Consider the following 14659-nt stretch of genomic DNA (forward strand, 5'->3'; position numbering starts at 1 on the left):
GCAACGTGCGTTACGATGGCGACACCTCCTCCTCTCGGGGTGGCGGTACGACGAAGGCTCCCGGCTCCAACCGGGCTTCTTCTCTCGGAACCTCACAACCTGACCTGATTGGCGTCCTGTACAGGCAGTGAGACACATGACTTGGGGCCTAGCCCCGGACCCCCGCTTCGGCGGGGGTTTTGTCGTTTAAGCGGCTGTGTGGGCGACCTCCAGCGAGTCGTCAAGGATCGGCAGGGCGCCGTACTCCGCCACGAGCTGGGCACGAAGCCGCTCGAGGTAGAGCGAGACGCTCAGATTCCCGGATGCGCGAGCGGCATCGAGGTAGTCCTGCCCCGTGTCCGGGTGCAGGGCGATATCCGGGCGCGCGGCGTTCACACCGCGGGGAAGACGATTGCGCTTCACACCTGCGTTGGATCCGGTCATACGCACGAGTGTGGTGTTAACGGGTGGCTTATGCGGGGAGGCCGGGACGGTGTGTCGGATACCGCTCGTCAGAAGAGTCCTGGCTGGGCTCGCGGTAGACAGAGCGGTTGGCATGTTCGATAGGTTACCGCAGCGGGCACACCGTAGTGCCGTTTACGGCAGAGACTCGACGAACTGGCGGACGCGCGTCGTGAATCGTTCCGGGTCGCTGTTCCACTCCATGCCGTGCGGGACGGGCTCGAACCGCTCGAGGGTGACCTGGGCCGGGTAAGTCCGCATCAGGTCCTCGGATGCCCCGATCGGGGCGTCCGTGTCGCCCTCGGAGTGCAGGATCAGCACTGGCGCGGTTGTGCCGTCAAGGGACGGGCGAAGGTGGGCGGCGCGGAGCGGCCGGCGCAGGCCGGCAGCCTGTGCGAGACCGGGCACTGTCAGCGCGGTGGTGAACAGCGGTGCGAGGAATCCGGGGATCCCGGAGCGCCGAGCGGCGGCGCCGATGATGGACCGCCAGTCGAGGGCGGGTCCGACGAAGATCAGGCCGGCGATGCGCGACCGCTGCTTCGAGGTGGCGGCGAGGATCAGGTTAATGGTGGCGCCCATCGACCAGCCGACGAGGACGACGTCCTTCGCGCCGTGGTCGACGGCGTACTGGATCGCAGCTTCGACGTCGTGCGCCTCCTCCTGGCCGAGCGTCGCGGGAGGTGCGGCGGCGTCCTCGACGTCGCCGCGGTAGGAGACGACCAAGGAGGTGAGCCCGGCCGACAGTGCGCCGGGCACGCTCCTGAGCGCGGAGGTGCGGGACGAGTGGATGCCGTGGACGTGGATAGCCCAACGAGTGGTCGGCGTGCCGCTCTGGAACAGGTACGCCTTCCGCGGGCCGCTGGGGGCGTGGATCTGCACTTCCTCGTACGGCGCGTCCACCGAAGCAGGATCCGGGTAGACGTACCCGGTCCACAGAACAGCGTCGTCAACGGCCGGGAGGCCCTGACTGGCGTCTACGAGCGCGCGCGTGACCGTTGTCTCGTCCTGGCCCTCGATGTCGCCGACGAGGGCGCTGAGGGCGTCCTGCGCCCCGAAGCGGATGCGGTACTGACCTGGTGCACTCGTGGCGGGGGTGCGCTCGAGTCGGATCTGCTGCACGTCGACGGATCGGACGACGGGGCGTCGTTTCGGCCGAGGGTGAATGGCCCGTCGGCCGCCGACGACGCCCAGCGCTGCGGCGCCCAGGACGAGGCCGGCGCCGATCGCGATACCCGTGGTGAGTGCTGCTGATCCGGTCATTCGTTCCAGGTCCTTCCGGAGGGGTTCAGGGTGGTGCGGGCGATCCAACGCTCGGTCCTGCGGAACCGCCGGCTTTCGGCGCCGGTGAGCTGCAGGGTCTCGTTCATGAGTCGGTTCTGGATCTCGATGGTGAGGCCGTAGGCATGGTCGAGCGGGTCGGGGGCCTGAACCATCCGCTTGATGAGGCTGAGCGAGCTCGGTGTGCCGAGCATCCGTTCGAGCTGCCAGGCGCTGTATCGCCACAGGGTGCGGCTGACGCCGGCGAGCACGTAGCCCACGATGATCGTGATCATTCCGGGGTAGAACAGCAGCTGGAAGGCGAGGAAGAACGCGCTCCCGAGCGGCGTGAGCTCGCCGGCGAAGTGCCCGATGGCCGTGTACACCAGGTCGGCGATCGCCGCGGCGATGACGAGAGAGAACCCGGCGATGAACAGGCGTCCCGCGACGGCGTTCCTACGTGGCAGTGCGGAGAAGAGCGAGCTGAGCGAGATCCACAGCAACCCGATCATGTACAGGCTGATGTAGACCCAGCAGGCGAGGGACGCGAGGTGTTCGTCGATGAACGTCTCTGTTGGCCCTTCCCGATTCGGGATGGCCATGAAGAAGCCGGTGAGGACCGCGGCGATGAGAACGAGGTAGCGGATTTGCCCTGGTTCTCGATCTCCGCTGTAGAGACGGATCGCGTCGCGGAGGTACCAGAAGCCGGCGGTCGCGGTCAGCGCTTCGATGAGGTTCAGGAAGTTCTGCCCACCGACCAAGGGGAGCGCCTGGTCCAGGGTGGTTGCTGGCCAGAGGAGACCAAGGGTTAGGAGGCCAAGAATCGCATAGCCGGACGCCACCCACGCCGGCGGGAGCGGTTGCTGCTCACCAGTGGAGAATCGCCGGCGGAGTGCTCGTGGAGTGCGGCCGATGAAGACCGCGAGCGCGAGCGCGAGTGCGGTCGCGGAGAGCACGACGGGCATCAGAAGATGTCCGCCGCCGCCTCGCTACCAGCGCCACGGAGCCACCTCGCGAGCGCGAAGGCGCCCTGCTCTGCGACGGCCTCTTCAAGTTGCAGCTCGTCGCTGAGATGCCCGTCGGTGACCGACCGGCCTCGGATCGAGATGATGCTGCCGCCGCCGGCGTTCCGGATCGCGTCTGCCGCCTCCGGGCGTGCGGAACAGCCGCTGTGGCGTCCCACGACGTGGATGAACTCGTGCAGGAGCGTGTGGAGCCGCACCGTGGCCGTATCGGCCTTGCGGTACATGATCACGCCGTAGTCGTCATGGTCAATCCAGTAGCCGGTGTGGTGCTGATCCGGGCTGCTGATCGAACTGATGTTGAGGCGCTTGCCGTACAGGGACTCGACGATGCCGAACAAACGGTCAAAGCTGCGGTCATCGTCCGGGAGTGCGAGGCGATCCAAGATCCCCTGCAGCTGCTCGTCGACGGCGACTTCGACCTGGTCGCTCTGACTCACGTACATCTACTCCTCTGCCCGCTTGCTCTCCCGGATCGCGCGCGCGAGTGCGCGGAGGGATGCGGGGCTGGCGCCGGCGACCCCACGTGACGACGCGCCCCTCGCTTCAGTCTGCGCGAACGCCTGCTGCACGTCTAGGCGCGCGTCGATGTCGTCGATGGTGCCGGAGAGCTCGAGCTGCGTCAGGTAGGACTCATCAACGCCGAAGAACGTTGCGATCGCGACGAGCTGTTCAGCGGTGATATCCGAGTGTTCGCCGGCAAGCACGGCCTGCCAACGCTGGAGGGTCAGGTGGGACTCCTGCGCGACGTCGCTAGCGAGCAGGGCGCCCTGGACGTCCAGCTTCGGGAACTGAGCCTGCGCCACTGCGAGCAGCTTGTGCACGCGCTCCGACACGACCTCTTCCGGGCTCTTCACCTTGGGCGTGAGGGAGTCCTGCGCGCGAGACCACAGGTCGCCGACGGTCACACCGCACGCGGTTGCCAGGGCTGACATGTCGTTCGTCGTGAACGGCAGCTCACCGCGGGCCCGGCGGTAGTAGTAGTTCGCCGACAGACCAGAGCGCTTGATGAGGTCTCGGGTGGTCAGTCCCGCGGCAGCTTTGGCGTCCTCGATCGCTCGCGCAATCGCCTGCGAGAACTCGTCCGCGGCGCCTTGGGGTACATCCGGCATCCACCCAGGATAGGGACTCCCACCAGGGAAGTATGTAGTGTGCCGCTAGCGGCACGTACCGCTAGCGGCACAGAGAAAGCCTCGAACGGCTTGCGCCGCCGCCGGCACAGTAGTTTACTGTTAGCGGCACATTCTGCCCCTAAATGGGGGTCCACTGCCCCCGCAGTTCGCGACCTCCGCAGGGGTGGGGGACACAACTTATTAAGTTGGAGGGCTCTCTTGGAGACTCAGCACCAGACCAGCGTGCATCACGCCCCCGATCCGGCACACACGCTGTTCCGCTCCGTGGAGGTGGAAGGGGACGCCGCCGGGCTCGCAAAGACCGGGTTGAGAGGCGGGCTGAACCGGATCGGCTTCAAGCTGCCGCCAGGTGCGGCGGAGCAGCAGGCACGCGAGCGCCGCGCGGCGCTCGAGAGCGCGCGGGCGGTGATCCTGCATAGTGCGTTTACCCGCCCGGTGGGGGTGCTGATCGCGAACCCGAAGGGCACGTCCGGGAAGACGCCCGCGACCCTGGGGCTGGCGTCGGCATTCGCGGCGGTGAAGGGCAACGGGATCTGCGCGCTCGAGGTCGCGGATGACTCCGGCACGCTTGCACTGCGTGCGGAGGGTGTTCCGCAGCTCGACCTCGGCGACCTGGTGCGCGACATCACGTCGATCCGATCCTCCGGGCAGCTCGCCGGCTACGCCGTGCAGCAGTCCTCGTTCGTCGACGTGTTCGGCTCCCGGCCGGGGGAGTCCCGTCCCGCGTTGACCGCGGACGACGTCGTGAACGTGTCCCGGGTGATTGACGAGTACTACCGGTTCCGGTTCATGGACTCCGGCAACGTCGTCACGACGGGGCCGTTCCTCGGCGCGATCGACGTCGCGGACGTACTGGTCGTGCCGGTGATGATGGCCCGCGACTCCGGCCTGAAAGCGATCGAGATGCTCGACGGGCTGATCGCGACTGGCGGGCACGCTGCCGAGCTCGCTCGGAACGCCGTGATCCTCCGCATGACGGATGGGCGGCCGGAGAACAGCGTCGACCGGGACGACGTCGTTCGCTACCTCGAGGAGCGCGGCGGTGCACGGCAGTTCGACATCCCGTTCGATGCGCACATCGCAGAGCGGCGGGACATCACCTGGGCGAAGGTGTCCCAGCAGACGCAGGATGCGTTCACGTTCGCGGCCGCGGAGATCGTCCGCGTCGTGCGAGGCGAGGCCCCCAGCACGGCCGTTGCACGGCCGAGCGAAGCAGCACCCACTGCGGCAACGTCGCCGCAGGATGACGAGGACCCCGACGGGGCAGAGTCCGCGCCGAACGCTGACGAGGCGCCTACGCCGGCGCCGGTGTCGGCAGCGGCCGCACCGCGGGCGTCGGTGGTGCCGGCAGTGGCGTCGGATCCGCGTGAGGACTGGGTGACGTGCTCGGAGTGCGGCAAGCAGACCCCGCCCTACACGTACTGCTCGTTCTGCAAGCACCAGTTGACCGACAACGTCAACCTGCAGCGCTTCTACAACCGCGGCCGACGCGCCTCCGGGTACGCCGAGCCCGCGGAAGACCTCCCCGAGCAGCTGCGCGCACTCCCGCCCGTCCCCACCGATGACGACTCCGACGACGACTCCGATTCCGGCTCCGGCCGGGTGTCGGCGTAACCCACGAAAGGACCATCCATGTCTGTTCTGCCCATCCCCACCGCCCCGGTGCCGACGCGCGTCGTCGCAGCGTGCTCGGGGAACAACACGAACCCTTTCTGCGGTGTCACGCCGAACTTCGACTGGCTCGGTGACGGCTTCAACGCTGTCTGGGTGCCGGCCCTTGGCGGTGCGCTCGGGATCGCGCTGATCATCCTGGCGTTCTTCTTCATCAAGGCCCTGCTCGGTCTGCGGAAAGCGCTCGATGCGAAGAAGCCGAACGAGGCCGAGCACGCCCGGAACGTCGCGTTCGGAACCGGGCTGGCGATCGCGGGCGTGATCCTCGCCCCGACCCTGTTCGTCGCGATCACGACCGCCGCGCAGCGAGGCGCCTGATGAGCACCCCCGACCAGCACGAGACGAACACCGGACATCCGAAGCGGGTCAGCGTCCGAAAGGCTGCGCTGATCTTCGCCGCCGCAGTTGTTGCGGCCGCCCTGGTGGTGCTGATCGTCGTGGCATTGCTGCCCCGACCGACGAGCGCTCCCGCCGCGTCCGCCTCTGCGCCGGCGACGACGTCGTCGGCGACGCCGGGTTCGGCGCCGACGGTGGACAGCCTCGGCACCTCAGAACGGCGCACTGTGTCGGGCTGCGTCGCCGGGGTCGAGATCACCGGGAAGGACCTGCTGCAGCTGCGACGGACGAAGGACTTCACCGTCGAGGGCGCCGCGGAGTTCCTCGGCGGGTTCCTACAGGTCACATCCGCGGCCGACCCGGAGTGGCGGTCCGGGATCGAACAGGTCGTGAACATCGCCACCACCGGCGCAGCGCACGACCTGCTGCAGAACCAAGTCTCCGAGGGCACCCCGTACGCGGACGCGCAGCAGCACACCGCCGACCTGTCCAAGGGCGCGTTCAAGGTCGTCGACCTCACCACCCACACGGTGACGATCGACATCGCCGCCGCGACGACCACGGACGGCAAGGCCGACGTGCGGAACGGGCAGACCAACTACACGGGCGGGCAGTTCACCCTCACCGCCACGGACGGCGGCTGGGTCGTGTCGGGGGCGTCCGGTGATGGCGACTGGCGGCAGAACGCCACCCAGACCGGCACCACGTTCACTGGAGGCTGCTGATGGCCTGGTGGCAGGACGCCGGCGCGAACCTCGCGGGCGGGTTGACGGGCATCGTCGCCGGGATCGTCGGCCACGGTGCGAAAGCAGCATCCGACGTGGTGAAAGCGGTCGAGTTCACCAAGGACCCCGCCGGATACATCACGTCGCTGCTGCAGCAGGGCGTGTACGTGGTCGCCACGAAGCTGGTCCCGCCGATGATCGACGCGCTCCACCCGGACTACACGGCGAAGTGGTGGATCTCGTCGTACCGGGTGTCGTTCGGGATGGCGTTCCTCGTCGCCGCGGTGCTGCTGGTGATCTCGTTCGTGCAGACCCAGAAGGGCAAGAACTCCGGCAAGGAGCTCGCCGAGACCCTGTTCGTGGCGCTGCCCGGGTTCGTCATCTCCGCAGCGTTCGGGCCGCTGGTTGGCCAGCTGGTCGGGAAGGTGTTCGTCCAGCTCGAGGACTCGATCGCGTTGTGGTCGGTGTCGTCGTCGACGAAGGACTACTTCACCGGCCTCGGCGACGCCGCCGCGTCCGACAACGCGCAAGCGTTGTGGGGGACCGCGCTGATCTCGCAGATCACCCTCATCGGGTTGCTGCTCGGGATGATCGTGGTGGTGTTCGTGCTGCTGATCCAGCTCGCCACGATGTACCTCACCGGCGCGCTGATGTCGCTGTTCCTGGTGTGGCTGATCAACGCCCGCACCCGGCACCTGGGAAAGATCGGCCCGACGGTGTGGATCGCGTTGAACTTCGCCCACGCCCTGCTGATCCTCCTCGTCGGCATCGTGTTCCGCGCCGTCGGCGGCCTGCAGATGAAGGCAGTGAACGGTGACGCCGGCGACTTCGCCGTGTTCGTCAACCTCGCCCTGCCCGCGGTACTGATCTGCATGATGGTCTTCGCCCCGATGGCGCTGATGAAGATCGCCTCCCCAGCAACCGCCGCAGTCGGCGGCGGCGGGCAGTCCCGCGACGGCGGGCTGAACAGCCCGAACGGGAACTCCGTCCCGCAGATCCCCACCAACGGTGGGGGTCGTGGCGGTGGCGGTGGCGGTGCGGGGCCGCAGAGCCCCAACGACGCTGCGCAGAACGGCAGCGGCAGCGGCAGCGGGTGGACACCGTCCACCCAGCCCGCACAGGCCAGCGGGGGCGGTGGTTCTACGACGATCAACGCCATCGGCGGTAGCGGCGCTGGGGCTGGTGGTGCGGCGAATCAGGCAGCGCAGTCCGGGGGACGGAAGACCGCGCAGGCGGCCGCGCAGAAGGGCGCCACCACCGCAGCGGGCAAGGCCGCGACCGCCGGCACCGCAGCAACCGGTGTCGGGGCGCCCGTCGCCGTCGGCGCGGTCCTCGCCAACGCTGCCCTCAAAGCTGCCGCATCCGCGGTGCGTGCCGGCCACCAGGCCGCTGAGCAGGCCGGCGACGCCGGCTCCCACGACTAACCCGCTCTGACCATCGAAGGAGTGCTCCTGATGCGTACCGCGAAGCGTTACCCGGCGAACCTGCCGGACCCATCCACCGTCACCGCCGGCACCGTCGTCGCGTCCGAGGGCTGGGGTCTGTGGGGTGAAGGGCAGGGGTGGCGGCAGCGCACCGGCCGGTTCACCGGCCCCACCTGGACTGCCGTGTTCCTCGAAACACCGGCGCTCCGTGCAGTGCGGCGGAAGGTGACCGACCTGGTGCTCCTGCTGTCGGTCGGGTACATCGCCGGTGTGTTCGGGTGGACCGCTGCTCGAGCCGGGCAGCAGATGACCACCCTCGACATTCAGCTGATCGCCGGTTCCGTCATGGCCGTGTTCGTGTCGCTGCTCGTTGTCGGGTGGGGGCGGTTCAGCGTCGACGACCCCCGTGGGGTGCCGCAGGCAGGGGCGGTGCGCTGATGCGGACCTCACTGATCGGCGGCGACGTCACCCACCGTGGCCTCTTCGGCGGACGGATCTCCAAGACCCGGCTCTGGACCCTGACCGTCGCACTGGTTGCCGGGTTCGCCGCGGCCGCGTTCTGGCAGCTGTGGGGGCTGATCGCGTTGGCGGTGCTGCCGTTGGTGGCGTGGTTCGTCACGATCGACACCGAGAACAACACCGTCCTGCAGCGGAACATCGACAAACGCTCCTACCGCGACCGTGTGCAGCGTGGTCTGACGACGTTCGTCCCATACGACACGGACGGGTGGGACGCACTCACCGACGCGTGGGCGTCCGCACGCGGTCGGAGGGCCCGCCGTGCGGCGGAGCGGCAGATGCACGCGATGCGGCTCACACCTGACGGGGTCGAGGGGATGCTGTGGCTGCGGGAGCGGAACCGAATGCCCGGCATTCAGTGGCACCGTCCGTCGTTCGGGCAGGAGTACCTCGCCGTGGTGTTCAGCACCACCGGGCAGGTCGAGGGCATCGAATCCGACGCCGTCTTCGACGCCTCCGCCGCCGGCTACGAGCAGGTCCTCGCCCAGTTCGGTGCGGCACTGACGCTGCCGAACCGGGTGCAGACGATCTCCCGGATCCTGCCCTCCGACCCCGCCCCGCACGAGGCGTGGCTCGCCGAGCACGGCGACGACAGGGTCCCGGATGAGATCCACGAGTCCTACCGGGAAGTCGTCGACGACATCTCCGCCGCGCAACTGGTGAACCGGCCCATGTTCGTCGTCTGCTGGCCCGTCACGGACCGGTTCGTCGCCCGCGCCGAACGCGCCGGCGACGGCATCGACGGCTGGCTGGCGGTCATGGACCGGGAAATCCGGTCCGTGACGGCGGCGTTCACGGCGGCCCGGTTCCGGAACGTGCACGCCATGACAGCGCGGCAGACCGCCGCGGTGCTGCGGCACCTGCAGCACCCCGGGTTCCCGATGGACCAGGCCGGAGACATCACCCCGGACCGGGCGTGGCTGCCCTCGCAAGAGGACTGGTCCTACATGACCTACGTCGGCGCCCCCGAGGGGCGGCTGTCGCAGTCGCTGTCGCGGACGTGCCGGGTGACGGCGAAGGATGTGAAGATCTCGCACCGCACGTCGCTGTGGATGGCGCCGCTGCTCGGCGAGATGGAACACCAGGTCGTCCGCACGATCAGCTTCCACCTCGAGCTGACCCCGCAGGATCACGCCCTGTTCCTCGCAGAGAAGGACCGTGTGTCCGATATGGCGGACGCGAACCGGCGGGCCCGCGGCGGCGGCATCGAAGACACCACCCTTACTGTCGAGCAGGAAGCCGCGAAACGGCGCATCGCCGACCTCACCCCGGGCACCGGGTACGCCGGCGCGAACTGGGTCGGCTACATCACCGTCACCGCGGGGAGTCGTCAGGAGCTCTCCGACGCTGTCGAGGAGATCACCGCCGCAGCATCGAACGCCGGGATCAGCAAGCTGACCTGGCTCGACCCGCACCAGCAGACCGTCGCCGCGTACACGTGGCCCGTCGGCCGTGGCATCGCGTCGTCGAACGCGTCGATCGGGACGCGCGTGGAGAAGCTCGCCGCCGGCAAGGAAGCGAAGGAATCGCTGTGACCCTCGATCAGATCTTCTTCACCGTGTTCGGCGCGGTGTTCTTCCTCGCGTTGGGAACAGCGCTGCTGTCGGCGGTGCGACCGACCATGGGCGCTGCGATCACGTTCCTCACCGCAATCGCACTCAGCATGCCGGCTGCGACCCTGGTGGGGCCGGTGGCGGGGATCTGCGTGTTGGTGCTGCTCCCGTTGGCGGTGCTGTACGGGTGGTCCCGTCGGGCGACGCGACGGCTGCAGCGCCACACCGATGATCAGGAAGCGGCGGAGTCGCTGTGATTGTCATTGGCTGGATCCTCCTCGCCGGGACCGTCGTCCTGATCTTCACCGGCACGGCCCTCTTCGCAGTTGGGTTCTTCACCGGCAACCAGGTCCGCGTGCTCCAAGGGTTCGGCCTCGCGGTCGTCGCCATCGCCGCGCTGGCTATCAGCAACGCCCTCGGTCCGGTCGCCGGCGTGCTGCTGATTGCCGTGACAGCCCTCGCTGCGTGGCTGCTCCGGCGCCGCATCCGGCAGCTCAACACCACCACCCTCGAACAGACAGGACCAACTCGATGAGCGCGACGACGAACAGCCCGAACGAGACGGACGAGCCGTACGAGCCGACTCGTCGTGCTCGGCGCGCAGGGCTGCTGTCCGCGAAGCAGCGGGTCAAGCGGAGCATCCGGTCCGCGCCGGTCGTCGTCGACGACGTCACCGACGAACTCGCCCCCGGGAAGGACGCGCACGGGTTCCCCGTGGCCGCGGACGGCGGATATCAGCCGAAGCGGCGGAAGCTGCTGACCCGGATCGGCTACTACGGCCCGCTGGTGAAGGGTGCGCCGTCGACGACGCGGCAGGTGGAGATCCTCAACCCCGCACCGATCGCGTCGCCGATGGAGTTCCAGGGGCTGCTGTCGGGCATCGAGACGCTGTCGTCGACGCCGGCGACGAACGATCAGTTCGCGGCGTTCCGCGCCGGGAAGGTCACCAGTGCGAACGTGTGCACGATCGGCGATGTCGGGGTGGGGAAGTCGACGCTGATGAAGTGCGACTACGTGCTCCGCCCGTTGGTGTTGAAGGGCCGCCGGGTGGTGGTCATCGACATCAAGCCGTTTACTGGTGACTCCGGGTTCGGCGAGTACACCCCCGTCGCTGCCGCGATCGGGGTCGATCCGATCCGGTTCATCATCGCTGACACGTCCACGTCCGCCGCCCGTGAGGGTGTGACGTTGAACCTGCTCGACAAGCGGCTGCTGCAGACGCAGCTCGTGCCCGGCCCGACCGGCATGGTGCAGATGGTGCAGCAGGCCGCCGCGGTCTTGAACGACAACATCGAGCTGAACCGGTTCGAGAAGAAGGCCGTCCGCGTCGCGGTCCTGCACGCGCTCCGCTCGGCGGAGCAGAAGCGGCGGTCGGCGAACATCCTCGACGTGCTCGAGCACCTCGGGAACATGGACGTCCCCGAGTACGCCGGCCTCAGTTCGTTCGTGAAAGATCACCAGGAGCTCGCCGGCTACGGCGCCCGGATCCTGCTCGAGCGGATCCCGGAAGAGATGCCCGGCCTGTTCGACGGGGACACGTCCTCGTCGGTGGCGCTGGATGACAAGGCGACGTTCTTCGATTTCAGCCAGCTGCCCGAGGACGGGCCCGCCCGGTCGATCGGGATGATGCTCGCCAACGCGTGGACCATCGGCGCGATCCGCACCTCCACGGAGCAGCAGCAGACGAACTTCTGCGTCGACGAAGGCTGGTTCCTTGTCGGCGGTCCCATGGGCGCCGTGATCCGGTCGAACTCCAAGCTGTCCCGCGCGCTGGGGCTGTCGAACGTGGTGAACATTCACCACGTCGCCGACATCCCCACCGATGACCCGGCGATCTCGTTCATCAAGGAAGCCGGCACCCTGCACCTGTTCCGGCAGGCACGGCAGGACGACGCGCAGCAGGCGGCCGCGATCGCGGGCCTGCGCACGGGGGCGTCGGACTACCTGATGACGCTGCCGCAGGGACACCACTTCAAGAAGGTCGGCATCGACGCCGAAACCCGCGTCGCGCACATCCGCTCGAGCCTGGAGAAGAAGATCACCGAGACGAACTACGCGATGGGGATGCTCGAGGACGAGAACGCGCAGCTGCCGAGCCTGGTGGCGGCATGAGCGCCCGGCAGGACCGAGACGTTCCCGCATGGGTGGTCTTCACCGTCGTGTTCGGCGCCGTCGTGATCATCCTCGGCGCCGGGCTTGCTCTCGGCATCGCCCGGCAGACGTCGGTGCCCGCACCGGAACGCGCCGCCGTGACACCGACCACGACAGCGTCGACGGCACCCGTACCACCGTCGGCGCCGTCGGACACGCCGGAGTCGGCGGCCGCCGGCTTCGTGACCGCGTTCACGGATCACCAGGCGCCGGCGGATGCGTGGGAGAAGACGTTCAGCGGCTACCTCACCGAGCAGGCGAAGACCGCCTACGCCGGCACCGACCGGACCCAGGTGCCCGGAATCCGGGTGACAGGAAAGGCGGTCGTCACTGCTGGTGTGTCCGCCGCTCCCGTGCCGGGTAGTGCGGACGATGACGGCGAGTCCGACCCGGTGCCCGCGATCGTCACCGTCCCGACCGACGCCGGTCGGTACACGGTCAACCTGCAGCAGCAGGACGGCCGGTGGCTGGTGGTCTCCGCGCAACTGCCCAGGAGTGGGCAGTGAAGGGCGGGATCCTCGCGGCGATCGCGCTGATCCTCGCCCCGATCCTGCTGATCGTCGGGGGGATCTACTTCGCAGTCGCCGCGTCATCGAACCCGCCCGCCGCGGCCGCAGCCGCATGCGGCACCGCGTCCGGGACGACCGGGACGGTGACCAAGAAGGTGCCGGACAAGGTCGGGCAGTGGGGCCATGACCAGCTGACGGTGGCCGCGCAGCTCATCGCCGCAGCGGAACAGATGCAGGTCAACCAGCAGGCCACCACGATCGTGGTGATGACCGCGATGGGGGAGTCGTCGCTGTCGAACCCGAATCACGGTGACGCGGTCGACAACACCACGATCGGGGTGTTGCAGCAGAACGCCGCCTACGGCACCCGCGACCAGCGCCTCGACATCCCCACCGCGGCGAAGGCGTTCCTGACGAAGCTGCTGCAGGTCGACGGGTGGGAGTCGATGGAGCCGACTCTCGCCGCGCATGCCGTGCAGGGCAACGCCGACCCGTACCACTACGCCGAGTTCTTCTCCCAAGCCCAAGACGTCGTGAGGGCGCTCACCGGGACGGCCACGACGTCGGGCTGCGACGTCTCCGGGGATCAGAAGGAGCTCGCGTCGGTGCTGGCGGCGGCGTGGAAGAAGGGCACCTTCACCGACACGTACCACCCGCAGATGGTGGAGCAGGAGATCCTCCCGATCGTCGACGGCACCACCAAGCCCGGCTGCCAGGTCGACACTCGCATCCTGCAGATCCTCGTCGCCGCCCTCAACCGGTACGGGTCCGTACAGATCTCCGACATGAACCGGCCCTGCGTCGGGATCGGCACGCACTGCACGTCCGGGTCGTTGCACTGCAAGAACCCGGCCGTGGCCGTGGACTTCAATGCCGTCGGCGGGAAGCCGCTCCTCGGCTCGGGCCCGCAGGACATCGAGTTCCTCACCTGGCTCAACACGATCATGCCGAAGGGCTCTCAAGTCGGGCAGGTGCAGTGCCGGCCAAACACGCCGCTGTCGAACTTCCGGCAATTCTCCGACCCGTGCTCGCACCAGCACGTCGACCTCGGCAGCACCACGGAGCAGCTCACCCTGTCCGCTGCGAAGGGGAAGTCCCGCTCATGACGACCACCCAGCCGCACACGGACCCGATCGACCAGGTGCGCCGCGCCGTCGCCGCGTACCAGGCGTCCCGGCAAGCACGGGATGACGCGATCGCGGCCGCCGCGATCGCTGTCGGCCGCGAAGCCGTCGCCGAGGCGTCGGGACTGTCGATGTCCCGCATCCAGCAGCTCGTCACCAACCGCAACCAGGGCGCGTCGACGTCGACGCGGGCCCGCTGACCGAAGGAGAACGCATCATGGCTGTCAAGACGATCTGGCCCGTGGAATACACGTGCGGGCACATCGAGAACCGTGACCTGTCCGACAAGCCTGCCGGGAAGCGGGCAGCGTCCGCGAAGTGGTTCGGTGAGCACCTGGTGTGCGGCCGCTGCTTCAAGCAACAGAACGGCTCCGGCGAATCCGACGCCGACCGCAACGCCCGCCACAAGGAGGAAGCGAAGCAGATCCGTGAGGACGCCAACCGCGACGGCCTGCCGCTGGATCTCGTCGGCACAGAGAAGCAGGTGCCGTGGGCACTGCGGATCCGCGCGGAGCTGATCCGCGGCGCGTACGAGGCGCTCGTCGAGGGCGGGGAGCTCACCGACGCCGACTTCGAGGAGCAAGTCCTCGTGACGGCGCGGCCGCTGGACCGGGCCCGGTGGTGGATCGACAACAAGGACGCCGACGCCGCGGACCTTCCCGAGCTGCTCGCGGATCCCGGCACGATGGACGCCGGCGCATCGACGGAGAACGTCGCATGAGCCACCACACGCATGACACAACCCCAGCAACAGCAGCGATGAGCCCGACGCTGGGGGAGCGGGGCCTGAAGCG

General features: G+C 68.4%; 18 protein-coding genes. 13 read left to right on the forward strand and 5 right to left on the reverse strand.

Annotation, left to right across the window (positions count from 1 at the left end; translation table 11 throughout):
* Window positions 1–186: 186 nt before the first annotated feature.
* The 5 genes from EDF51_RS18840 to EDF51_RS18860 all read right to left on the reverse strand — a co-directional run bounded on the left by EDF51_RS18840 (window position 187) and on the right by EDF51_RS18860 (window position 3832).
* Entirely contained in the window at window positions 187–423 is a 237-nt protein-coding gene (locus EDF51_RS18840; protein ID WP_131847242.1) for a hypothetical protein, read from the reverse strand.
* Window positions 424–576: 153 nt separating this feature from the next.
* Window positions 577–1701 (reverse strand): alpha/beta fold hydrolase, encoded by a 1125-nt coding sequence (locus tag EDF51_RS18845; protein WP_131847244.1) that lies wholly within the window; start codon window positions 1699–1701, stop codon window positions 577–579.
* Window positions 1698–2663, reverse strand: a complete 966-nt coding sequence (locus EDF51_RS18850) for a hypothetical protein (protein WP_131847246.1) — start codon at window positions 2661–2663, stop codon at window positions 1698–1700. The genes EDF51_RS18845 and EDF51_RS18850 overlap by 4 nt, the downstream gene beginning before the upstream one ends.
* On the reverse strand, window positions 2663–3160 hold the full coding sequence (locus EDF51_RS18855) for a hypothetical protein (RefSeq protein ID WP_131847248.1): 498 nt from the start codon (window positions 3158–3160) through the stop codon (window positions 2663–2665). The genes EDF51_RS18850 and EDF51_RS18855 overlap by 1 nt, the downstream gene beginning before the upstream one ends.
* Window positions 3161–3166: 6 nt before the next feature.
* Window positions 3167–3832 (reverse strand): helix-turn-helix transcriptional regulator, encoded by a 666-nt coding sequence (locus EDF51_RS18860; protein ID WP_131847250.1) that lies wholly within the window; start codon window positions 3830–3832, stop codon window positions 3167–3169.
* A gap of 285 nt (window positions 3833–4117) precedes the next feature.
* Between EDF51_RS18860 and EDF51_RS18865 the strand changes: the two genes are divergently transcribed.
* The 13 genes from EDF51_RS18865 to EDF51_RS18925 are packed head-to-tail and all read left to right on the forward strand — an operon-like array spanning window position 4118 to window position 14586.
* Window positions 4118–5467: a hypothetical protein gene (locus tag EDF51_RS18865; RefSeq protein ID WP_131847252.1), complete on the forward strand. Its 1350-nt coding sequence runs from the start codon at window positions 4118–4120 to the stop codon at window positions 5465–5467.
* An 18-nt stretch (window positions 5468–5485) separates the two neighbouring features.
* The gene (locus EDF51_RS18870; protein ID WP_131847254.1) at window positions 5486–5842 is read left to right on the forward strand and encodes a hypothetical protein; all 357 of its coding nucleotides are present in this window, start codon (window positions 5486–5488) and stop codon (window positions 5840–5842) included.
* Entirely contained in the window at window positions 5842–6585 is a 744-nt protein-coding gene (locus EDF51_RS18875) for a hypothetical protein (RefSeq protein ID WP_131847256.1), read from the forward strand. Before EDF51_RS18870 ends, EDF51_RS18875 begins: the two co-directional genes overlap by 1 nt.
* Window positions 6585–8009: a hypothetical protein gene (locus tag EDF51_RS18880; RefSeq protein ID WP_131847258.1), complete on the forward strand. Its 1425-nt coding sequence runs from the start codon at window positions 6585–6587 to the stop codon at window positions 8007–8009. The genes EDF51_RS18875 and EDF51_RS18880 overlap by 1 nt, the downstream gene beginning before the upstream one ends.
* A gap of 30 nt (window positions 8010–8039) precedes the next feature.
* Window positions 8040–8447, forward strand: coding sequence for a hypothetical protein (locus EDF51_RS18885; RefSeq protein ID WP_131847260.1), 408 nt, complete (start codon window positions 8040–8042; stop codon window positions 8445–8447).
* Window positions 8447–10063 (forward strand): hypothetical protein, encoded by a 1617-nt coding sequence (locus EDF51_RS18890; protein WP_131847262.1) that lies wholly within the window; start codon window positions 8447–8449, stop codon window positions 10061–10063. The genes EDF51_RS18885 and EDF51_RS18890 overlap by 1 nt, the downstream gene beginning before the upstream one ends.
* Complete coding sequence (locus EDF51_RS18895; RefSeq protein ID WP_131847264.1) at window positions 10060–10338, forward strand: hypothetical protein; 279 nt, start codon at window positions 10060–10062, stop codon at window positions 10336–10338. Before EDF51_RS18890 ends, EDF51_RS18895 begins: the two co-directional genes overlap by 4 nt.
* Window positions 10335–10616: a hypothetical protein gene (locus tag EDF51_RS18900; RefSeq protein WP_131847266.1), complete on the forward strand. Its 282-nt coding sequence runs from the start codon at window positions 10335–10337 to the stop codon at window positions 10614–10616. The genes EDF51_RS18895 and EDF51_RS18900 overlap by 4 nt, the downstream gene beginning before the upstream one ends.
* The gene (locus EDF51_RS18905) at window positions 10613–12193 is read left to right on the forward strand and encodes a hypothetical protein (RefSeq protein ID WP_131847268.1); all 1581 of its coding nucleotides are present in this window, start codon (window positions 10613–10615) and stop codon (window positions 12191–12193) included. The genes EDF51_RS18900 and EDF51_RS18905 overlap by 4 nt, the downstream gene beginning before the upstream one ends.
* Window positions 12190–12738, forward strand: a complete 549-nt coding sequence (locus EDF51_RS18910) for a hypothetical protein (RefSeq protein ID WP_131847270.1) — start codon at window positions 12190–12192, stop codon at window positions 12736–12738. Before EDF51_RS18905 ends, EDF51_RS18910 begins: the two co-directional genes overlap by 4 nt.
* A complete protein-coding gene (locus EDF51_RS18915) occupies window positions 12735–13847 on the forward strand; it encodes a hypothetical protein (protein ID WP_133938551.1) in 1113 nt (370 codons plus the stop codon). Before EDF51_RS18910 ends, EDF51_RS18915 begins: the two co-directional genes overlap by 4 nt.
* Window positions 13844–14065 (forward strand): hypothetical protein, encoded by a 222-nt coding sequence (locus EDF51_RS18920; RefSeq protein WP_131847274.1) that lies wholly within the window; start codon window positions 13844–13846, stop codon window positions 14063–14065. The genes EDF51_RS18915 and EDF51_RS18920 overlap by 4 nt, the downstream gene beginning before the upstream one ends.
* A gap of 17 nt (window positions 14066–14082) precedes the next feature.
* Window positions 14083–14586 (forward strand): hypothetical protein, encoded by a 504-nt coding sequence (locus EDF51_RS18925; protein WP_131847276.1) that lies wholly within the window; start codon window positions 14083–14085, stop codon window positions 14584–14586.
* Window positions 14587–14659: the final 73 nt, after the last annotated feature.

Source organism: Curtobacterium sp. PhB25 (assembly GCF_004365375.1).
In the GTDB taxonomy this organism is placed as follows: domain Bacteria; phylum Actinomycetota; class Actinomycetes; order Actinomycetales; family Microbacteriaceae; genus Curtobacterium.